This window comes from Stenotrophomonas sp. NLF4-10 (assembly GCF_022359915.1).
Lineage (GTDB): Bacteria > Pseudomonadota > Gammaproteobacteria > Xanthomonadales > Xanthomonadaceae > Stenotrophomonas > Stenotrophomonas daejeonensis.
The window spans coordinates 1,952,985-1,972,220 of the sequence record NZ_JAKSEE010000003.1 but is presented as its reverse complement, the minus strand read 5'-3'; the positions used below and the strand labels follow the sequence as shown (position 1 = coordinate 1,972,220).

General features: G+C 69.3%; 20 protein-coding genes. 18 read left to right on the top strand and 2 right to left on the bottom strand.

Going from position 1 to position 19,236, the window contains the following annotated elements; translation table 11 throughout:
- Window positions 1–10: 10 nt before the first annotated feature.
- Both MIC98_RS09250 and MIC98_RS09245 read left to right on the top strand, forming a co-directional pair.
- A complete protein-coding gene (locus MIC98_RS09250; RefSeq protein WP_239736945.1) occupies window positions 11–1,135 on the top strand; it encodes an FkbM family methyltransferase in 1,125 nt (374 codons plus the stop codon).
- Between the two features lie 90 nt (window positions 1,136–1,225).
- Window positions 1,226–4,762, top strand: a complete 3,537-nt coding sequence (locus MIC98_RS09245; RefSeq protein WP_239736944.1) for a glycosyltransferase — start codon at window positions 1,226–1,228, stop codon at window positions 4,760–4,762.
- Window positions 4,763–4,865: 103 nt separating this feature from the next.
- Here the strand turns inward: MIC98_RS09245 and MIC98_RS09240 are convergent, their stop codons facing one another.
- Together MIC98_RS09240 and MIC98_RS09235 are read right to left on the bottom strand one after the other, a co-directional pair.
- Entirely contained in the window at window positions 4,866–5,168 is a 303-nt protein-coding gene (locus tag MIC98_RS09240; RefSeq protein ID WP_239736943.1) for a helix-turn-helix transcriptional regulator, read from the bottom strand.
- Between the two features lie 13 nt (window positions 5,169–5,181).
- On the bottom strand, window positions 5,182–5,505 hold the full coding sequence (locus MIC98_RS09235; RefSeq protein WP_239738116.1) for a type II toxin-antitoxin system RelE/ParE family toxin: 324 nt from the start codon (window positions 5,503–5,505) through the stop codon (window positions 5,182–5,184).
- A 232-nt stretch (window positions 5,506–5,737) separates the two neighbouring features.
- On the opposite strand from MIC98_RS09235, the gene fliE reads away from it, so the two are divergent.
- From fliE to MIC98_RS09155, 16 genes are all read left to right on the top strand, one after another.
- The gene (gene fliE, locus MIC98_RS09230; protein WP_239736942.1) at window positions 5,738–6,103 is read left to right on the top strand and encodes a flagellar hook-basal body complex protein FliE; all 366 of its coding nucleotides are present in this window, start codon (window positions 5,738–5,740) and stop codon (window positions 6,101–6,103) included.
- A 13-nt stretch (window positions 6,104–6,116) separates the two neighbouring features.
- Window positions 6,117–7,772 (top strand): flagellar basal-body MS-ring/collar protein FliF, encoded by a 1,656-nt coding sequence (gene fliF, locus MIC98_RS09225; RefSeq protein ID WP_057639731.1) that lies wholly within the window; start codon window positions 6,117–6,119, stop codon window positions 7,770–7,772.
- Window positions 7,773–7,788: 16 nt separating this feature from the next.
- Window positions 7,789–8,775 carry a flagellar motor switch protein FliG gene (fliG, locus tag MIC98_RS09220; RefSeq protein WP_057639732.1) on the top strand — a complete coding sequence of 329 codons (987 nt, stop codon included), beginning with the start codon at window positions 7,789–7,791 and terminating at the stop codon, window positions 8,773–8,775.
- Window positions 8,776–8,825: 50 nt separating this feature from the next.
- The gene (locus MIC98_RS09215) at window positions 8,826–9,404 is read left to right on the top strand and encodes a FliH/SctL family protein (protein WP_239738115.1); all 579 of its coding nucleotides are present in this window, start codon (window positions 8,826–8,828) and stop codon (window positions 9,402–9,404) included.
- A complete protein-coding gene (locus tag MIC98_RS09210) occupies window positions 9,401–10,780 on the top strand; it encodes a FliI/YscN family ATPase (protein WP_057639734.1) in 1,380 nt (459 codons plus the stop codon). Before MIC98_RS09215 ends, MIC98_RS09210 begins: the two co-directional genes overlap by 4 nt.
- A complete protein-coding gene (gene fliJ, locus MIC98_RS09205) occupies window positions 10,777–11,250 on the top strand; it encodes a flagellar export protein FliJ (RefSeq protein ID WP_057639735.1) in 474 nt (157 codons plus the stop codon). Before MIC98_RS09210 ends, fliJ begins: the two co-directional genes overlap by 4 nt.
- The gene (locus MIC98_RS09200) at window positions 11,247–12,428 is read left to right on the top strand and encodes a flagellar hook-length control protein FliK (RefSeq protein WP_239736941.1); all 1,182 of its coding nucleotides are present in this window, start codon (window positions 11,247–11,249) and stop codon (window positions 12,426–12,428) included. Before fliJ ends, MIC98_RS09200 begins: the two co-directional genes overlap by 4 nt.
- A 214-nt stretch (window positions 12,429–12,642) precedes the next feature.
- Window positions 12,643–13,176 carry a flagellar basal body-associated FliL family protein gene (locus MIC98_RS09195; protein WP_239736940.1) on the top strand — a complete coding sequence of 178 codons (534 nt, stop codon included), beginning with the start codon at window positions 12,643–12,645 and terminating at the stop codon, window positions 13,174–13,176.
- A 10-nt stretch (window positions 13,177–13,186) separates the two neighbouring features.
- Entirely contained in the window at window positions 13,187–14,200 is a 1,014-nt protein-coding gene (gene fliM, locus MIC98_RS09190) for a flagellar motor switch protein FliM (RefSeq protein ID WP_152979481.1), read from the top strand.
- Window positions 14,193–14,537, top strand: a complete 345-nt coding sequence (gene fliN / locus MIC98_RS09185) for a flagellar motor switch protein FliN (RefSeq protein ID WP_057639738.1) — start codon at window positions 14,193–14,195, stop codon at window positions 14,535–14,537. Before fliM ends, fliN begins: the two co-directional genes overlap by 8 nt.
- 44 nt (window positions 14,538–14,581) lie before the next feature.
- Window positions 14,582–14,935 (top strand): flagellar biosynthetic protein FliO, encoded by a 354-nt coding sequence (gene fliO, locus MIC98_RS09180; RefSeq protein WP_083490032.1) that lies wholly within the window; start codon window positions 14,582–14,584, stop codon window positions 14,933–14,935.
- Window positions 14,936–14,937: 2 nt separating this feature from the next.
- Window positions 14,938–15,720, top strand: coding sequence for a flagellar type III secretion system pore protein FliP (gene fliP / locus MIC98_RS09175; protein ID WP_239736939.1), 783 nt, complete (start codon window positions 14,938–14,940; stop codon window positions 15,718–15,720).
- A gap of 111 nt (window positions 15,721–15,831) precedes the next feature.
- The gene (locus tag MIC98_RS09170; RefSeq protein WP_239736938.1) at window positions 15,832–16,101 is read left to right on the top strand and encodes a flagellar biosynthetic protein FliQ; all 270 of its coding nucleotides are present in this window, start codon (window positions 15,832–15,834) and stop codon (window positions 16,099–16,101) included.
- Window positions 16,102–16,192: 91 nt separating this feature from the next.
- Entirely contained in the window at window positions 16,193–16,984 is a 792-nt protein-coding gene (gene fliR / locus MIC98_RS09165) for a flagellar biosynthetic protein FliR (protein WP_239736937.1), read from the top strand.
- A gap of 149 nt (window positions 16,985–17,133) precedes the next feature.
- A complete protein-coding gene (locus MIC98_RS17115) occupies window positions 17,134–18,636 on the top strand; it encodes an MHYT domain-containing protein (RefSeq protein WP_239736936.1) in 1,503 nt (500 codons plus the stop codon).
- A complete protein-coding gene (locus MIC98_RS09155) occupies window positions 18,519–19,211 on the top strand; it encodes an EAL domain-containing protein (RefSeq protein ID WP_239736935.1) in 693 nt (230 codons plus the stop codon). The genes MIC98_RS17115 and MIC98_RS09155 overlap by 118 nt, the downstream gene beginning before the upstream one ends.
- The last annotated feature ends 25 nt before the right edge of the window (window positions 19,212–19,236 follow it).

Genomic DNA, 19,236 nt, shown 5'->3' with positions numbered 1-19,236 from the left:
AGGCGCCGCAATGACTTCCTCATCCTCCACCCGCTTCGAAGAAATCATCGGCCTGTTGCAGCAGCGCGGCAGCCTGTACCTGCTGGCCCCCAGCTCGCACCTCGGGCTCTTGTTTATCCCTCCCATCCTCGCCGCGCTCCGGCAACGCGTTCCCGTGCTGGAAATCGTGGCCGTGGACGACTTGTATGCGCGCGATGGCCGCGTCCTGCCCGGCATCCACCGCCTGCTGTCCAGCCACGCATTCGCGGCCGAGGCGCATGCCGGCCTGGCAGCCGTGAATTTCGGGGCCTCGCCCAACACATGGCTGACCTTCCAGTCGCTGGCCGGTAACGCGGGAATCCAGGCATGGGACCTGCCCGAAATGCTTTACGCGCTGGACATCCCGCTGGTCTATGAAACAGGGCGCACCACGCGTACGCTGGCGGCCCAGGCATCCCCCCAGCTGCTGACATTGCGTAGCCGGCTGGCCGATGAACTGAGCCGAAAAACGCTCGACGCCATCATGGCGATGCGAGAGAGCGGGCGCCGGGACAGCCTGCTCGACGTACTCTGCCCGGCGGAGCAGGAATACTTTTCCTTCTACCGCACCGTGCAACACCCTATCGGCCTGGGCAATGACGAGCATTACGTCGATATCGGTACCTACGATGGCGACACGCTGCGCAAATTCCTTCTCGCCAGCCGTGGCAAATACGCGTCCATCAACGCCTTCGAGCCCGACCCGGCCAATTTTGCGGTGTTGCAGCGCAATTTCCCGGAAGGGAAGGAAAACCTGGTGCTGCACAATCTGGCGGCATCGGACACAAACACCCCTCTGCGCTTTTCGGCCAAGGGGACGATGGGAAGCCGGGTGCAGGCCGACGGAGACATCCACGTCCCCAGTGTCAGGCTGGACGACATCCTAGAAAACGTCACCCTGTTGAAAATGGACGTGGAAGGCCACGAAGCCAGCGTCCTTCGCGGCGCCGGCAACCTGATCCGCGCCTGCCGGCCACGCATGGCCATCACCTGCTACCACCATGTCCGGGACCTGCTGGACATCGTCGAGACAATCGACACCCTCCTGCCCGACGCCCATCTGCGCCTGCGCCATTACTCGCTATATTTCTACGACACCATCCTTTACGTCGAATGATGCAGTTGGGCGGTGCCGTGCCGGCGACATGGCACCGGCCCCTCCATTTCCCGTGGAATCTCTTTCCATGCGCGCACCTCTTTGCAGCCGATGCCTACCGATCCAGCGCTGACCAGCATTCTCGTTCCCGCCTACAAGGCCAAATTTTTCCGACAGGCGCTGGACAGCGCGCTGGCGCAGACATGGCCTGAGCTGGAGCTGATCGTGTGCGACGACAGCGGTGACGAAAGCATTGCGGAGATGGTCGAGCAGGCACACCGAACCGCACGGTTCCCGATCCTGTATTCGCGTAACGCCACGCGCCTAGGCGAGCTTGCCAGCACGGCCAGGGGCATTGCCCTGGCGCGTGGGCGCTACATCAAGTTGCTGCACGATGATGACGTGCTGGAACCGGAATGCGTGGCCTCGCTCGTTGCCGCTATCGAAAGCCGGCCGGGAATCGCGCTGGCGTCGTCACGCAGGCAACGCATCGGCGGGCTTGGCCGCAAGCTGCCGGACATCGGCGCAACCGTGTTTCCGTTCGACCGCGACGTGGTGGTCAACGGCCAGGAGTTGGTGTCCTTCCTCGCCGACCACACCATCAACTTCATTGGCGAGCCCAGTTGCGTGCTGTGCCGGCGGGAGGACCTGCTGGAGATCGGCGACGAATTGATGTCGCTCGACGGCAAGGTGATCCATTGGGTGGGCGACCTGGCCCTGTATGCAAAGCTGTTGCGCCACGGCGACCTGGCGATGCTGGCGGCACCGTTGACCAACTTCCGGGTTTCGGCACGGCAGTTCAGCCAGATCGGCCGGGACCAGCCCGGTGTGGGCGAACAGGGACACGCCGATTTTCGCCAGAGCATCCGTGGCCTCGGGTGGTACCGGAGTACGGGGGACGGCACCGCCGACAAGGTGACCGTCACTTCGCTGGATGCTTCCGGACCCGCGGAAACCATCGATCTGCGCGAGCGGCTCGAACAGGCATTCGCGCTGGCCCACACCCACATGCAGATGCACGAATGGCTGGTTCGGCGGCAACTGCTCCCAGCCCAGGCCGCCCCGTTCGCGCACCATCTGGCGGATGCCGCGTCCCTGCGTCCAACACGGCTGGGAATCCTGATCCGGCCCCGCCCCGACACGCGCCCGCACGATATCGAACGCACCTTGGTCCGGCTGCCGTTGCCGCCGGAAATCTACCCGCGGATTGCCTGCCGGGTACTGGGTCATCCCCTGCCCACTCCCGCCGACGCATTCATGGTGACGGAGGCAAGGGGGCGATACGACGATGCTCCCTCCCTTGATGAGGCCGTCGCGGACTGGGACGTGGATTGGCTGCTGATGGTCGAGGCGGGAACGGAATTCAGCCTCGGCGGCCTGCCCAAATTGATGCTGGAAATCGCCGAGGCGTCCCCCGGGCTGCGCGCACTTCATGCCGACGAGTGGTACCGCGACGACAACGGCGCATTGGCCCCGGTGATGCGCTCAGACTTCGACATCGACCAATTACTCGGTAACCCGGCGATGCTGGCCGGGCATTGGGTATTCCGCCGCGAGGCGCTGCTCGAAGCCGGTGGCTTTGACCCGGAAGCCGGCAACGCGGCGGAACTGGACCTGATCCTGCGACTGGTGCAGCAGGGCGGTTTCGACGGCATCGCTCACCTGCCCGAACCATTGCTGACCTGCGCACCGCCGCGTTTCGATGCACAGGCCCAGCAGCGCGTCATCACCCGCCACCTGCACGCGCGTGGCTACGCCAATGCCGCGGTCGTGGGCATCGGCAGCGGCCTGTATCGCATCGACTACGGCCACGACCAGCAACCATCGGTTTCACTGGTGGTCATCGTCCCGGCAGGCACCACGCTGGCCGCGCTGGAGCGCTGCGTGGTTTCGGTACTAGAAAAAACCCGCTACCCGAATTACGAACTGCTGCTGATCAACAACGGCGCCGCCGCCAGCATCAGCCAGTGGATGCAGCAGGTCGAAACGCTGGCCGCCGGCCGCGTGCGCGCCTTCGCCTTCGACCCGCCGCTGGCGCACAGCGCCGCCTGCAACGTGGCCGCCACGCAGGCCGCGGGCGACTACCTGCTGTTCCTGCGCCCGGAAGTGGCGGCCTTGCAGCCGCAATGGCTGGACGAGCTGCTCAACCACGGCCTGCGCCCGGAGGTGGGCGTGGTCGGCGCGAAGACCATTTCTGCCGATGGCAAGATCACCCATGCCGGCCTTGTTCCCGGTCTGACGGGCAGCGGCGGCCGCGCCTTCGCCGGCCAACCGATGGACGCGCCAGGCTACATGAACCGCTTGCAAGTGGCGCAGAGTTACTCGGCGGTGGCCGATAGCTGCCTGCTGATCGACAAGGCGCTGTTCATGGAGCTCGACGGCTTCGACCACGCCACGTTCGCCGACGAGGGCGCCGACGTGGACCTGTGCCTGCGCGCACGCCAGCGGGGCTACCTCACGATATGGACGCCACACGCGTTGTTGCTGCATTCGGTCGAAGCCGTACCCCTGCCGGAATCTGCCAACGATGCACTGTTGGAACGCTGGCTCCCCGCCCTCGCCCATGATCCGGCCTACAACCCCAGCCTGCGCCTGGACGTGCCGGGCGGCTTCCGCCTGGGCGAGTCGGATTTCTCGTGGCAGCCGTTGCCGTGGCGGCCCATCCCGCGCGTGCTTGCGCACCCCGCCGATCCGTGGGGCAGCGGCCATTACCGGGTAATCCAGCCATTCGAGGCGCTCAAGGCCGCCGGCCAGGCCGAAGGCGCGCTCTATGCCACCCTGCTCGACACCGTCGAACAGGCGCGCATCGATCCGGACGTGGTGGTGCTGCAACGCCGGGTCACCGACGAGGAGCTGGAGCGCATGCGGCGCATGCCGCGCTTCTCGCGGGCGCTCAAGGTCTTCGAGCTCGACGACTACCTGCCCAACCTGCCGGTCAAGAACATCCACCGCGAGCACATGCCACGCGACATCCTGCGCAGCCTGCGGCGTGCCTTCGCGCTGGTCGATCGCGTCGTGGTCTCCACGCCGGCGCTGGCCGAAGCCTTCGCCGGCATGCACCCGGACATCCGCATCGCCGGCAACCGCCTGCCGCCAGCGTGGTGGCGGAACCTGCCTGCACCGCGTCGCAACACGGGCACGAAGCCGCGCGTGGGCTGGGCCGGTGGCGTGAGCCACGCCGGTGACCTGGAGATGATTGCCGGCGTCATCACCGAACTGGCCGGCGAGGTGGACTGGGTCTTCCTCGGCATGTGCCCGGAGCAGTTGCGGCCATGCGTGGCCGAGTTCCACCCCGGCGTCGACATCACCGTCTACCCCCGCACGCTGGCCCGGCTGAACCTCGACCTGGCCATCGCCCCGCTGGAGCAGAACCGTTTCAACGAGTGCAAGAGCAATCTGCGCCTGCTCGAATACGGGGCATGCGCGGTGCCGGTGGTATGCAGCGACGTCGGCCCCTACCGTGGCGACGACCTGCCGGCAACCCGCGTGCGCAACCGCCACCGCGACTGGGTGGGCGCTATCCGCGGGCATCTGGCCGACGCCGATGCCCGCGCCGCCACCGGCGATGCGCTGCGGACCGTGGTACACCGTGACTGGATGCTGGCCGATGCGGGATTGGAGGAGTGGCGGGCGGCTTGGTTGCCGTGAAGGCTCATGTCACTCCAGGGACATCACATGCCGTCATCTCCGCGCAAGCGTGAATGGCGGCTCCTGACTTTTGCCCACCCTGCAGCCAACCTGCCTGCGGGCCTCACACTGCCAGTGTGATTTCCGCTGGCTTGCCAAGCCTGGCGGCGAATGTCACCAGCATATCCAAGCTGAACTTTTCGACCTTGCCCCGCTTGAGATCGGACACCCTGCTCTGACTGACACCCAATACCTTGGACGCCGCGACCTGCGTCATTCTGCGCTCCCGGATGGTCCTCTCCACCTGAGCCATCAGGTCGGCGCGCAGCGCCAGCACCTGCGCCTCGGCATCGTCAAAGCCCAGATCGGCGAACACGTTGCCGCTGGAAGCCTCGACCCTGTTTTCGTCCCCGGCACTCTTGCACATGGGCTGTCTCCACCTATGAAATCAATTTGTAGCGGGCCTTGCCCTTGTCCAGGTCCTGTTGGCTGGTGCGCTGGGTCTTCTTCTGGAAGGCATGCAGCACATAGACGGCCGTTGCGCTTTCCACCACGTAGAACACCCGGTATGCGCCATCCGGGATCCGGACGCGGATCTCCCGCACGCCCTTGCCCACCGTCGGCATGGGTTTCCAATCGCGCGGATCCACACCTTGCTGGACCATGCGCAAGTCGGTACCCGCTTCCCTTCGCGCCTCAAACGGAAATTCCTTCAGGTCATCCCGTGAGGTACCCAGCCAGAACAGTTCCTTCATGGTCGAAATATACAACAACTTGGATATTTCGCCATGACGACCATGTATCGACCCCGTAATGGATGGACTGCCATCATCACCTGATCCGCTCCTCCCACAGTGGAACGCGCCGGAAAACCGTCACGCCGCGGCAGGAAATCAGGAGTAAGGTGGCGCCACTGTTCATCTGCCCGGTATCGCGGTTCCGGCATGGGTCTTGCAGATGAACAGGCAGGCAACCTCCTGCCCTGGAAATCCGGCGATGTCCCACTCCGTCAACTCGATCCTGTCCCAGATCCGCAGCTACCAGTCGCAGGTGGCGCAGGCCGCGCCGACCGGCGATGTGGCGCGCGGCAACGCCATCGGCGGGCTGGGCGGGCTGTCCGGTACCCAGCCCACCGCCGCGCCCAGCTTCAGCCAGACCCTGCAGGGCGCGCTGGCCGGGGTCAACCAGGCCCAGCAGACCTCCAGCACGCTGGCCGCCGCGTTCGAGCGCGGCGACCCCAATGCCGACCTGGCCCGGGTCATGGTCGCCTCGCAACAATCCCAGCTGGCGTTCCGCGCCACCGTCGAAGTCCGCAACCGTCTCGTCCAGGCTTACCAGGACGTGATGAACATGCCGCTGTAAGGAATAGCCCGCCATGCCACTCGCGTTGTCCAGTGAGACGTTCAATTCGGAAAAGGCCGGCGCCTGGTTCGACCGGCTGCAGAGCCTGCAGATCACCCGTCGGCTCGGGCTGATGGCGATGATCACCATTGCCGTCGCGGCCGGCCTGTTCGTGTTCTTCTGGGCGCAGAAGCCGGCGATGGTGCCGCTCTACACCGGGCTGGACCAGAAGGCCACCGCCGAGGCCACCGACCTGCTGCGCACCGCGCAGATCCCGTTCGAGCTGGACGCGGTCACCGGCGCGATCAGCGTGCCGGAAAAGAACGTCCACGACGCCCGCTTGAAGCTGGCCGGCTCCGGCCTGACCGACAGCGGCCGGCTCGGCTTCGAGCTGATGGAACGCGACCCCGGCTTCGGCGTCAGCCAGTTCGTCGAGAACGCGCGCTACCAGCACGCGCTGGAAACCGAGCTGGTGCGCACCATCACCACGCTGCGCCCGGTGCGCGACGCGCGCGTGCACCTGGCCATCCCCAAGCCCAGCGCCTTCACCCGCCAGCGCGACGTCGCCAGCGCCTCGGTGGTGCTGGAGCTGCGCGGCGGCCAGCAGCTGGAGCGCAACCAGGTCGACGCCATCGTGCACATGGTCGCCTCCAGCATCCCCGACCTGGCCCCCGAGCGCGTCACCGTGGTCGACCAGAGCGGGCGCATGCTGACCATCGCCGACCCGAACAGCGACGCGGCGCTCAACGCCGCCCAGTTCGACCAGGTGCGGCGGCTGGAGACCTCCTACAACCAGCGCATCCGCGAGCTGCTGGAGCCGATGACCGGGCAGGGCCGGGTCAACCCGGAAGTCAGCGTCGACATGGATTTCTCGGTCACCGAGGAAGCCCGCGAGCTGTACAACGGCGAACCGCAGAAGGTGCGCAGCGAGCAGATCAGCGAGAACACCAGCACCACGCAGGGGCCACAGGGCGTGCCCGGCGCGGCCAGCAATACCCCCCCCGGCCCCGGCGCGGCCCCGGCCACCGCGGCCACGCCCACCGAGACCAGCAAGAACGCCACCCGCAACTACGAGCTGGACCGCACCCTGCAGCACACCCGCCAGCCGGCCGGCCGGGTCAGGCGCGTGTCGGTGGCGGTGCTGGTGGACCACGTGCCGCGCCCCGGCGCCAACGGCAAGCTCAGCGACCAGCCGCTGAGCGCGGCCGAGCTGACCCGCGTGGAAGCGCTGGTCAAGCAGGCGGTGGGCTTCGACGCCGAGCGCGGCGATACCGTGTCGGTGATGAACGCCCCGTTCGTGCGCGACACCGTGCCGGTCGAGGAGCCGGTGTGGTGGCAGCAGTGGTGGGAGAACCCGCAGGTGCGCGACGCCCTGCGCTTGGTGCTCGGCGCGGTGGTGCTGCTGGCGCTGCTGTTCGGCGTGCTGCGCCCGGCCCTGCGCCAGATCGCCGGCCCGCCGAGGAAAGGCCCGATGATCGGCGAGGACCCGCTCAGCGCCAACGTGCAGGTGGTCGAGGACGAGGACGGCCTGCCGGTGATGTCCGAGGACCAGCTGCAACTGGGCGCGGCCTCGCCGCTGGCGCTGCCGCTGGACGCCTACGAAGAGCGCGTGCGCATGGCGCGCGAGGCGGTCAAGACCGACTCCAAGCGCGTGGCGCAAGTGGTGAGGGGATGGGTGGCCAATGATTGACAACACCGTCAATCCGATGACGGGCGTGCAACGCGCCGCGGTGCTGCTGCTGTCGCTGGGCGAGGCCGACGCCGCCGAGGTGCTGCGCCACATGGAGCCCAAGGAGGTGCAGAAGATCGGCATCGCCATGGCCACCCTCAGCGACGTCAGCCGCGAGCAGGTACAGCAGGTGATGGACGACTTCGGCGCCGAGCTGGGCAGCAAGACCTCGCTGAGCGTCGGTTCGGACGACTACATCCGCAACATGCTGGTGCAGGCGCTGGGCAGCGAGAAAGCCAACAGCCTGATCGACCGCATCCTGCTCGGCCGCAACACCACCGGGCTGGACACGCTGAAGTGGATGGACCCGCGCTCGGTCGCCGACCTGGTGCGCAACGAGCACCCGCAGATCATCGCCATCGTCATGTCGCACCTGGAGCCGGACCAGGCCGCCGAATCGCTGAAGCTGCTGCCCGAGCGCACCCGCGTGGACGTGCTGCTGCGCATCGCCACGCTCGACGGCATCCCGCCCAACGCGCTGAACGAACTGAACGAGATCATGGAGCGCCAGTTCGCCGGCAATCAGAACCTGAAGTCGTCCAGCATCGGCGGCGTGCAGTGCGCGGCCAGCATCCTCAACTTCATGGACAGCGGCCAGGACCAGGCCATCCTCGGCGCCATCGCCCAGATCGACGCGCCGCTGGGCGGCCGCATCCAGGACCTGATGTTCGTGTTCGACGACCTGGTGGACCTGGACGACCGCGAGATGCAGCTGGTGCTGCGCGAGGTCAGCGGCGAGCGCCTCGGCCTGGCCCTGCGTGGCGCCGACATCAAGGTGCGCGACAAGATCACCCGCAACATGTCCCAGCGCGCGGCCGAGATCCTGCTCGAAGACATGGAAGCACGCGGCCCGGTGCGCCTGTCCGACGTGGAGGCCGCACAGCGCGAGATCCTCGCCATCGTCAAGCGCATGGCCGATGAAGGCACGGTCAGCATCGGCGGCAGCACGGAGGCGATGCTGTGAGCGGCGTCGTGCGCTGGATCGCACCGGACCTCACCGCCCCCGAACCGGCCATGCCGGAGCCGGACGAGGTGCGCCCGCCCGCGCCCGTCGAACCGCCGCCGCCCCTGCTGCAACTGCCGACGCTGCAGGAAATCCAGGCCATCCAGGACGCCGCCCGGCAGGAGGGCCTCGAACAGGGCCGCGCCGAAGGCCACGCCCAGGGGCAGGCCGAAGTGCGCCGGCTCACCGCGCAGATCGAGGGCATCCTCGACAACTTCGGCCGCCCGCTGGTGCGGCTGGAGGACGAAGTGGTGGCCGCGCTGGGCGAACTGGCGGTACGCATCGCCGGCCATCTGGTCGGCCGCGCCTACGAGGCCGAACCGGCGCTGCTGCGCGACCTGGTCGGCGAAGCGCTCGATGCCGTCGGCGGCAGCAGCCGCGACGTCGAAGTGCGCCTGCACCCGGACGACATCGCCGCGCTGGCGCCGCTGCTGTCGCTCGCGCCCGGCCAGCGGCTGAGCCCGGACCCGGGCCTGAGCCGCGGCGACCTGCGCGTGCACGCCGAAAGCGTGCGCATCGACGGCACCCTCGACGCGCGCCTGCGCGCGGCGTTGTCGACGGTGATGCGCAAGGCCGGGGCCACCTCATGAACAGTGCCGCGCCCCTGCCCTCGGACTGGGCCGCCGCGCGCAACCTGCGGCTGGCCGCGCGGCTGGACGCCATCGCGCTGGACGCCGGCCACGGCCGCGGCCTGATCCGCGAAGGCGTGCTGCGCCGCGCGGTCGGCCTGACCCTGGAAGCGGTGGGCTGCGAAGCGCCGATGGGCGCCACCTGCAAGGTCGAGGTGGCCGATGGCTGGGTCGATGCCGAGGTGGTCGGCTTCGCCAGCGACCGCACCTACCTGATGCCCAGCGCCGAGCTGTACGGCCTGCTGCCCAACGCACGGGTGGTGCCCTCCTACCGCCGCGGCGGCGTCGAGGTCGGCGAAGGCCTGCTCGGCCGCGTCATCGACAGCGACGGCGTGCCGCTGGATGGCAAGGGCCCGATCCGCGCCGAAGGCAGCGCCAGCATGGCCGGCGCCTCGATCAACCCGCTGGCGCGCGAACCCATCATCCAGCCGCTGGACGTGGGCGTGCGCGCGATCAACGCGCTGCTGCCGATCGGCCGCGGCCAGCGCGTGGGCCTGTTCGCCGGCTCCGGCGTCGGCAAATCGACGCTGCTGGGCATGATGACCCGTTTCACCTCGGCCGACGTCATCGTCGTCGGCCTGATCGGCGAGCGCGGCCGCGAAGTGCGCGACTTCGTCGAGACCACATTGGGCGAGGAAGGCCTGCGCCGCGCCGTGGTCGTCGCCGCCCCGGCCGACCGACCGCCGCTGGCGCGCCTGCATGGCGCCTACCGCGCCACCGCCATCGCCGAGTGGTTCCGCGACCAGGGCCTGAACGTGCTGCTGCTGATGGATTCGCTGACCCGCTTCGCCCAGGCCCAGCGCGAGATCGGCCTGTCGGTGGGCGAACCGCCGACCACCCGCGGCTACCCGCCCAGCGTGTTCGCCAAGCTGCCGGCGCTGGTCGAACGCGCCGGCAACGGCGCCAAGGGCCGCGGCTCGATCACCGCCTTCTACACCGTGCTCACCGAGGGCGACGACCCGCAGGACCCGATCGCCGACGCCGCCCGCGCCATCCTCGACGGCCACATCCTGCTCTCGCGGCGGGTGGCCGACTCCGGCCTGTACCCGGCCATCGACGTCGAATCCTCGGTCAGCCGCGTGGTCCAGGACATCGCCGACGACGCGTGGCGCGCCCGCATCCGCAAGCTCAAGCGGCTGGTGGCGGCGTATTCTTCCAACCGCGACCTGATCGCCATCGGCGCCTACCAGCGCGGCAACGACCCGGCCACCGACGAAGCGCTGGAGCGCTGGCCGGAAATCCTCGACTTCCTCGGCCAGGACGTCAGCCTGGCCGCCGATCTGCCCCACAGCCTTGCCGCACTGAAACAACTGGTCGAAAGCGAGAACGTCCCATGAAGCAATCCCGTCGCCTGGACCCGTTGCTGCGCCGCGCGCAGGACCACGAGGACGAAGTCGCCCGTGTCCTGGCCGAGCGCCAGCAATCGCTGGACATGCACCAATCGCGGCTGGAGGAGCTGCGCCGCTACGCCGAGGAATACGCCAACCAGCAGATGGCCAGCGCGCAGATGGCCGCGACCAGCCCGGCGCAGCTGATGAACCGCCGTGCCTTCCTCGACCGCCTCGACAGCGCCGTGCAGCAGCAGAGCCAGACCGTGGACCACAACCGCGAGCGCGTCGATGCCGAGCGCGCGCGGCTGCTGCTGGCCAGCCGCGACAAGCAGGTGCTGGAACAGCTCGCCGCCAGCTACCGTGCGCAGGAACAGAAGGTCGAAGACCGCCGCGACCAGCGCGAGATGGACGACCTCGGCGCGCGCCGCGTGCGCCTGGCGCAGCAGGCCGCCGCCGACGAGGGCAAATCGTCATGAACGGCCTGTCCTTCCCGGTCGCCCCGGCACCGGCATCCACCGCTTCCACCGCGCAGGCAACCGGCAACGGCGGCGACAAGGCCGGCGGCGATGCCTTCAAGCACCTGCTCGACGGCGCCGGCAGCCCGGCCAAGGCCAGCGGCAAGGAAACCGCGGGCAAGCCGCGGCCGGCCCCCGGCCGCGCCTCCGACGCGGCCGACGACACCGCTGCCACCGAAGAAACCACCGGCAAGCCCACCGACACCGCCACGCGCGGCGACGCCGACGCCGCTGCCAACGACGACACCCAGGGCGAAGCGCCCTGGCCGCCGCCGGGCCTGCCGATGCTCGCGCCGGCCGACCCGGCGCCCGCCCCCGGCGCGGATACCCAGCTCGCCGTCATCCCGGCCGTGCCCACGGCCACGAATCCGGCGCCCCCGCCGGCAGCGGAAACCGCAACGCTGGCCGCCACCGCACCACCACTACCCACCCCAACGGCCACCACGGCCACGTTGCAGGCCGCGCCCATCGCCAAAGTAGCGGCACCGCCGCTCGGTACAACGACTGCCGCCGCCACGTTGCCGGCCTTGCCCATCAACGAGGAGGCGGCTCCCGCCCCGGTGGCCGAAGCCTTGGCATCGCTGGCCGGCGATACCGCCGTGGCCAATGCCGACAGCGATGCCGCCCCCACGCCCTTGCCGAACTTCGGCCACCTGCTGCAGGGCGCGACACCGGCACCGGTGCGGGTCGAAGCCACCCCGTTCACCGGCGAACTGGCCAAGCCCGTTGCCGTCCACACCCCGGATTTCGACGAGGCCATCGGTGCTCGCATCGGCTGGCTGGCCGAGCAGAAGATCGGCCATGCCCACATCCGCGTGACCCCGAACGACCTCGGGCCGGTGGAAGTGCGCCTGCAACTGGAAGGCGACCGCGTCCACGCCAGCTTCACCAGCGCCCACGCCGACGTGCGCCACGCGCTGGAGAACAGCCTGCCGAAGCTGCGCGAAATGCTTGGCGAACAGGGCATGCAGCTGGCCCATGCCGACGTCGGCCAGCATTCGGACCCGCGCGCGAACGGCGGCGACGGACAGGCCGGGGCCGGTGGCGGCGATGCCGAAACGGGTGCCCCGGGCACGGAGCTGCCGGCCATCACCGCGCACGGCATCCGCCTGCGGGGCCTGCTCGACGCCTATGCCTGAGCGCATCGGTGCCCGAGGCAAGCCCCCGTAGGCGTGGGACTTGCCCCACGCGGAGCACCCTCGGTAAAGCCACCATGCGGGGCCAGCCCCGCATCTACAAGGGCGCACCGGCACGGTTGCTTCCCCATTCCCGTCAAATTCCCGGCACAACTGAACGCTGGCACCTCCGGCACGTGTATTGCATCCTTTCGGGAAGCACTTCAGGGAGCACACCGTGGCCGCCGCCGCCGACAAGAACCGCAAGACCGACACCCCCAAGGAAAAGGACAGCACCACCCCGCAGCCCAAGCGGTCGATGCTGATGGTCGCCCTGATCGCGTTGATCGCCGCCGCGGCCGCAGGCGGCGGCATGTGGTACTTCACCCAGCACCAGGCCGGCGACGGGGCCGCCGCCAAGGCGGCGACGGCCAAGGCCGCGATGCCGGCCCCGGCGCAGTACTTCGCGCTCGACCCGGCGTTCGTGGTCAACCTCAACGGTCCGCTCGACGGCCCGCGCTACCTGCAGGTCGAGGTGCAGCTGGTGACCCGCGACCCGCAGGCGCTGACCGCGCTGCAGACCCACGCCCCGGCCATCCGCGCGCGGTTGCTGATGCTGTTCTCGCAGGTCGAGCCGGCGCAGATCGCCGACCGCGCCGGCAAGGAAAAGCTGCAGCAGTCGGCGCTGGCCGAGGTGCAGAAGCTGATGACCACCGAGACCGGCAGCAAGACCGCCGACGACCTGCTCTTCACCAGTTTCGTCACCCAGTAAGGCACTGGCGATGATCAACGACCTGCTGTCCCAGGACGAAATCGATGCCCTGCTGCATGGCGTCGATTCGGGCTCGGTGGATACCGCCGAGCCGGCGCCGCCGCCCGGCGAAGCGCGCGCCTACGACTTCGCCAGCCAGGACCGCATCATCCGCGGGCGCATGCCGACCCTGGAGATGGTCAACGAGCGCTTCGCGCGGCTGTGGCGCATCGGCCTGTTCAACCTGATCCGGCGCTCGTCGGAGCTGTCGGTGCGCGGCATCGAGCTGATCAAGTTCAGCGACTACATGCACTCGCTGTACGTGCCCACCAACCTCAACCTGATCCGCTTCAAGCCGCTGCGCGGCACCGGGCTGATCGTGTTCGAGCCGACCCTGGTGTTCGCGGTGGTGGACAACTTCTTCGGCGGCGACGGCCGCTACCCCACCCGCATCGAGGGCCGCGAGTTCACCGCCACCGAGATGCGGGTGATCCAGCTGATGCTCAAGCAGACCTTCGCCGACCTGCGCGAGGCCTGGAGCCCGGTGATGAACGTCGATTTCGACTACATCAACTCCGAGATCAACCCGCACTTCGCCAACATCGTCACCCCGCGCGAGTACGTGGTGGTCAGCCGCTTCCACGTCGAGCTGGAAGGCGGCGGCGGCGACATCCACATCACCCTGCCCTATTCGATGCTGGAGCCGATCCGCGACGTGCTCGACGCCGGCATCCAGAGCGACCGCAACGACCGCGACGAGAGCTGGGGCATCACCCTGCGCGAGCAGCTGGACAATGCCGAGCTGGAGCTGTCCAGCGTGATCGCGCGGCGCCGCCTGAGCCTGCGCGACCTGACCAAGCTGAAGGTCGGCGACATCCTGCCCATCGACCTGATGAAGGAAGTACCCCTGTGCGTGGAGGGCATCCCCGTGTTCACCGGCGAATTCGGCGTGGCCAACGACCGCAACGCCATCAAGATCCTCGCCACCCAGCCGCCGGGCACGCGCCAGCGCTCCCCCCTGATCCAGGAAGACGCCAATGACTGAGAACGACCCCAACGACGTGCCGGCCGCCGCCCCGGCGCAGTTCGCCAACCTGCAGGCCGACGGCGAGCAGCATTCCGACCTGGACCTGGACGTGATCCTCGACGTGCCGGTGACGCTGTCGCTGGAAGTGGGCCGCGCGCGCGTGCCGATCCGCAACCTGCTGCAGCTCAACCAGGGCTCGGTGGTGGAGCTGGAACGCGGCGCCGGCGAATCGCTGGACGTGTTCGTCAACGGCACCTTGATCGCCCACGGCGAGGTGGTGGTCATCAACGACCGCTTCGGCGTGCGCCTGACCGACGTGGTCAGCCCCAGCGAGCGCATCCGGAGACTGCGTTGATCGCCACGCTCGCCACCGCCGCCGCGCCGCTGGCCAAGGCCGCGATGCCGGTGGGCCAGCATGCGCCGGCCACGCCGGGCCTGTTCGGCGCGGTGCTGGCGCTGCTGCTGGTGCTGGCGCTGATCGTCGGCCTGGGCTGGCTGCTCAAGCGCTTGCCGGGCAGCGGCTTCCGCCCGCCGGAGGGGATGAAGCTGGTCGCCAGCCTCAGCCTGGGCGCGCGCGAGCGGGTGGTGGTGGTCGAGGTCAACGGCCAGCAACTGCTGCTGGGGGTGGGCGCCGGCGGCATCAGCACCCTGCACGTGCTGCCCGAGCCGCTGCCGGCCACGCCCGCGCCCAACCTCAAGCAACTGCCGAATTTCGCGCACCTGCTGTCGCAGAAGCTGCGCAAGGATCCCTGACCATGCCGGGCCATCGCCTGAACCGCTCCACCTGCCTGCAACTGCTCGTGCTGCTGGCCCTGCTCGCCCTGCCGGCGCTGGCGCTGGCCGCCCCCGGCGCGCCGCAGCTGCCGGCGCTGCCGGACGTGAACGTCGGCCGCATCGGCGGCCAGCCGGTCAGCCTGCCGCTGCAGACGCTGCTGCTGATGACGGCGATCACCCTGCTGCCGTCGATGCTGCTGATGCTGACCGCCTTCACCCGCATCATCATCGTGCTCGGCCTGCTGCGGCAGGCGCTGGGCACCGGGCAGACGCCTTCCAACCAGGTGCTGCTGGGGCTGGCGCTGTTCCTGACCGCGATGGTGATGATGCCGGTATGGGACAAGGCCTGGTCCACCGGCATGTCGCCCTACCTCAACGGCGAGATCGACTTCCAGACCGCGTGGACGCTGACCACCCAGCCGTTGCGCGCGTTCATGCTGGCGCAGGTGCGCGAGACCGACCTGCTGACCTTCGCCGGGCTCGCGGGCCACGGCCCCTACGCCGGCCCGGACGCGATCCCGTTCCCGGTGCTGGTGGCCTCCTTCGTCACCAGCGAGCTGAAGACCGCCTTCGAGATCGGCTTCCTGATCTTCATTCCGTTCGTCATCATCGACCTGGTGGTGGCCAGCGTGCTGATGTCGATGGGCATGATGATGCTCTCGCCGATGCTGATCTCGGCCCCGTTCAAGCTGTTGCTGTTCGTGCTGGTGGACGGCTGGGTGCTGGTGGTCGGCACCCTGGCGGCCAGCTTCAATGCTGTTTGAGGCGGGGAACAGGGAACCGGGAATGCGGATTTCCCGTCCTTCGTCCCCCTCCCCGCCGTCCGACCACCTTCCATTCCCTGTTCCCCATTCCCCCGTTCCCGGCCTTTCCCCATGTCTCCCGAACTCGCCCTTACCGAACTGCGCGGCGGACTGGTCGCCACCTTGTGGATCGCCGGCCCGCTGCTGCTCGCCGTGCTGGTGACCGGCGTGGTGGTCGGCGTGGTGCAGGCCGCCACCCAGCTCAACGAGCCGACCATCGCCTTCGTCGCCAAGGCAGCGGCGCTGACCGTGACCCTGTTCGCGCTGGGCAGCCTGCTGGTCGGGCACCTGGTGGAATTCACCACGCTGCTGTTCCAGCGCATACCGCACCTGATCGGCTAGGCGGGCGTCCCGATGCCCGCCCCCGCCCGCTCCCTCTTCCCGCAGGCCCTTCCCCGAACCGGGGAAAGGCCCGCCGGCACATAGGCCCGCCGTGGATTCCGTCACCCGGGTGGTCATCGACGGCCAGCAGGCCTTTGCCATCATCGGCACCGTGCTGTGGGTGATGCTGCGCATCGGCGCGATGCTGGTGGCCATGCCGATGGTCGGCAGCCGCTCGGTGCCGGCGCGGGTGCGGGCGATGCTGGCGCTGGTCCTGTCGATGGCGCTGGCGCCGATCCTGCCGCCGGTGCCGGCGTGGAACGGGTTCGACGCGGCCGCGGTGCTCACCATCGCCCGCGAACTGGCGGTGGGCGTGGTCATCGGCTTCCTGCTGCGGCTGATCTTCGAGGCCGGCTCGATGGCCGGCGAACTGATCGCGCAGGGCACCGGCCTGGCCTTCGCGCAGATGAGCGACCCGCTGCGCGGCGGCAGCTCCGGCGTGATCGGGCAGTGGTTCTATCTGCTGTTCGGGCTGATGTTCTTCGCCAGCAACGGCCACCTGGCGCTGATTTCGCTGCTGGTGGACAGCTACAAGGCGTTGCCGGTCGGCACCGCCCTGCCCGACCCGCATGCGATGGCGGCGCTGGCGCCGACGCTGATGCTGCAGCTGTTCCGTGGCGCGCTGACCCTGGCGCTGCCGATGACCGTGGCGATGCTGGCCATGAACCTGGCCTTCGGCGTGCTGGCCAAGGCGGCCCCGGCGCTGCACCCGATGCAGTTCGGCCTGCCGGTTTCGCTGCTGCTCGGGCTGGTCCTGCTGACGCTGTTTTCCGGGGAAATGGCCGGGCCGGTGCAGCGGCTGTTCGACACCGCCTTCGACAGCATGCGCCAGGTCACGATGTAGGCCCCGCCGGCCGCCGCGGCATGCGCCGGGATGCCATTGCAAGTGCCGCCAAAGCCCGCGATAGTCCACCCACCGGCGGCGGGGAAAAGGCCGCCGGCACCAGGGAGTTCGGCCCGCGGCATCCGCCGCGACAGTACCGGGGGAACGAGGTGCTCGCAGGAAGCCATGACCCGTTGCTGGTCACGCTGTCGGTGGTCGTCGCCGTGCTGGCCTCGTTCACCGCGCTGGACATGGCCGCGCGCGTCAACGCCGCGCCTTCGCGCCGCGCCGCGCTGCCGTGGCTGCTGGCCGGCGGCATCGCGATGGGCACCGGCATCTGGTCGATGCACTTCGTCGGCATGCTCGCCTTCAGCCTGCCGATCCCGCTCGCCTACGACCCGTGGACCACCCTGCAATCGCTGCTGGCCGCCGTGGCGGCCGCGCTGTTCGCGCTGTGGCTGGTATCGCTGCCGACCCCGCCGCGGCTGCGGCTGGTGCTGGGCGGGCTGTTGATGGGGCTGGGCATCGCCTGGATGCACTACGTGGGCATGGCTGCGCTGCACATGCAGCCGGCCATCGACTACGAACCGGTCCGCTTCGTGCTGTCGGTGCTGGTGGCGGTGGCCGCCGCATGGGCCGCGCTGTTCATCGCCTTCCGCCTGCGCGCGACGCAACGGGCGCTGCCGCTGCGGTTCGCCGCCGCCACGGTGATGGGCCTGGCCATCGTCGGCATGCACTACACCGGCATGGCCGCCGCGCGCTTCCCGGCCGGCGCGGTATGCGGCGCGGCGCAGCGGGGCGGCATCGGCGGCGGCTGGCTGGCCGCCGGCGTGGTGCTGCTGACCGTGGCGGTGATGCTGGTGGTACTGCTGGTTTCGCTGTTCGAGCAGCGCCGGCAGGCGCGCCTGCTGCAATTGCGCAACACCACCCTGGCCGCCTCGCTGGACGAGGCCCAGCGCGAGCTGCTGCATGCCAGCCGGCACGACGCCCTGACCGGCCTGCCCAATCGCCAGCTGGCGCACGAACACATCACCCTGCTGCTGCAGCAATGCACGCGGGAGGGGCGCACCTGCGCGGTGATGGTGCTGGACCTGGACGATTTCGGCCACATCAACCGCGCCTTCGGCCCGCAGGCCGGCGATGCGGTGATGGCCGATGTCGCCGTGCGGTTGCGACAGGCACTGCCGGCCGGCGGCGTGGTCGGCCGGCTGGGCGGCGACCGCTACGTGGCCGCCGCGTCGCTGGAGCATGCCGACGCCGCCACCGCGCTGGCGCAACGCCTGCTGGGCACGCTCGCGGCGGTGCAGGTGGCCGGCGCGGCCTGCACGTCAGCGGCAGCCTCGGCATGGCGGTGCAGCCATTGCCGGGCGACTGCGCCACCCAGCGGGTGTCGCAGGCCGAAACCGCGCTTGCCCACGCCCGCCAGGCCGGCCCCAACCGCCATGCGCACTACGCCGAATGGATGGATGCCGGCGCCGCGCACGACCAGCACCTGCTCGACGACCTGCGCGCGGCCATCGGCACCCCGCAGCTGTCATTGCACTACCAACCGCGGGTGTGGGCCGACAACGGCCGGGTCTGCTGCGCCGAGGCGCTGTTGCGCTGGCGCCATCCGGAACACGGGCCACTGCCCAGCCAGCGCGTGGTGCGCCTGGCCGAGCGGCACGGGCTGATGGACGCACTCGGGCAATGGGTGCTGGACGAGGCCTGCCGGCAATTGCGCAGTTGGCGGGACGCCGGCCACCGCGACTGGCAGGTGTCGGTCAACCTGTCCGCGCAGCAGCTGGCCTCGCCCGCCCTGGCCGATACCGTGCGCCAGTGCCTGCAGCAGAACGACCTGCCCGCCGCCCAGTTGCTGCTGGAGATCGACGAAACCAGCGCGGTGCACGCCGGCGCCGACGCGCCGGGCCCCCTGCACGCCCTCGCCGCGCTGGGCGTGGGCATCGCCATCGACAACTTCGGCGGCGGCAACGCCGGCCTGCTGCAGTTGCGACGGCTGCCGGCCAGCCGCATCCTGCTGCACCCGGCCTTTGTGCAGCCGCTGGAGGAACGCGACGAGGACGCCACGCTGCTTGCGGCCGTCGTCACCCTTGGCCATGCGCTGGACATGGAAGTCGGCGCCAAGGGCATCGAGAACCCGCGCCAGCGCATCCACGTCGAGCAGTTGGGTTGCGACCAGTTGCAGGGCCACCAGATCGGCCGCCCGGCCAGCGCCGAGCAGTTCATCCGCCTGTACGGCAGCCACTGAGACCGGCCGGAACGGTTCTTGCACG

Excerpts from the sequence above, each read along its gene's own strand:
- MIC98_RS09250 (WP_239736945.1), top strand. The coding sequence starts at position 11 with ATGACTTCCTCATCCTCCACCCGCTTCGAAGAAATCATCGGCCTGTTG.
- MIC98_RS09245 (WP_239736944.1), top strand. The coding sequence starts at position 1,226 with ATGCCTACCGATCCAGCGCTGACCAGCATTCTCGTTCCCGCCTACAAG.
- MIC98_RS09240 (WP_239736943.1), bottom strand. The coding sequence starts at position 5,168 with ATGTGCAAGAGTGCCGGGGACGAAAACAGGGTCGAGGCTTCCAGCGGC.
- fliE (WP_239736942.1), top strand. The coding sequence starts at position 5,738 with ATGTCCCACTCCGTCAACTCGATCCTGTCCCAGATCCGCAGCTACCAG.
- fliF (WP_057639731.1), top strand. The coding sequence starts at position 6,117 with ATGCCACTCGCGTTGTCCAGTGAGACGTTCAATTCGGAAAAGGCCGGC.
- fliG (WP_057639732.1), top strand. The coding sequence starts at position 7,789 with ATGACGGGCGTGCAACGCGCCGCGGTGCTGCTGCTGTCGCTGGGCGAG.
- MIC98_RS09215 (WP_239738115.1), top strand. The coding sequence starts at position 8,826 with ATGCCGGAGCCGGACGAGGTGCGCCCGCCCGCGCCCGTCGAACCGCCG.
- MIC98_RS09210 (WP_057639734.1), top strand. The coding sequence starts at position 9,401 with ATGAACAGTGCCGCGCCCCTGCCCTCGGACTGGGCCGCCGCGCGCAAC.
- fliJ (WP_057639735.1), top strand. The coding sequence starts at position 10,777 with ATGAAGCAATCCCGTCGCCTGGACCCGTTGCTGCGCCGCGCGCAGGAC.
- MIC98_RS09200 (WP_239736941.1), top strand. The coding sequence starts at position 11,247 with ATGAACGGCCTGTCCTTCCCGGTCGCCCCGGCACCGGCATCCACCGCT.
- fliM (WP_152979481.1), top strand. The coding sequence starts at position 13,187 with ATGATCAACGACCTGCTGTCCCAGGACGAAATCGATGCCCTGCTGCAT.
- fliN (WP_057639738.1), top strand. The coding sequence starts at position 14,193 with ATGACTGAGAACGACCCCAACGACGTGCCGGCCGCCGCCCCGGCGCAG.
- fliO (WP_083490032.1), top strand. The coding sequence starts at position 14,582 with ATGCCGGTGGGCCAGCATGCGCCGGCCACGCCGGGCCTGTTCGGCGCG.
- fliP (WP_239736939.1), top strand. The coding sequence starts at position 14,938 with ATGCCGGGCCATCGCCTGAACCGCTCCACCTGCCTGCAACTGCTCGTG.
- MIC98_RS09170 (WP_239736938.1), top strand. The coding sequence starts at position 15,832 with ATGTCTCCCGAACTCGCCCTTACCGAACTGCGCGGCGGACTGGTCGCC.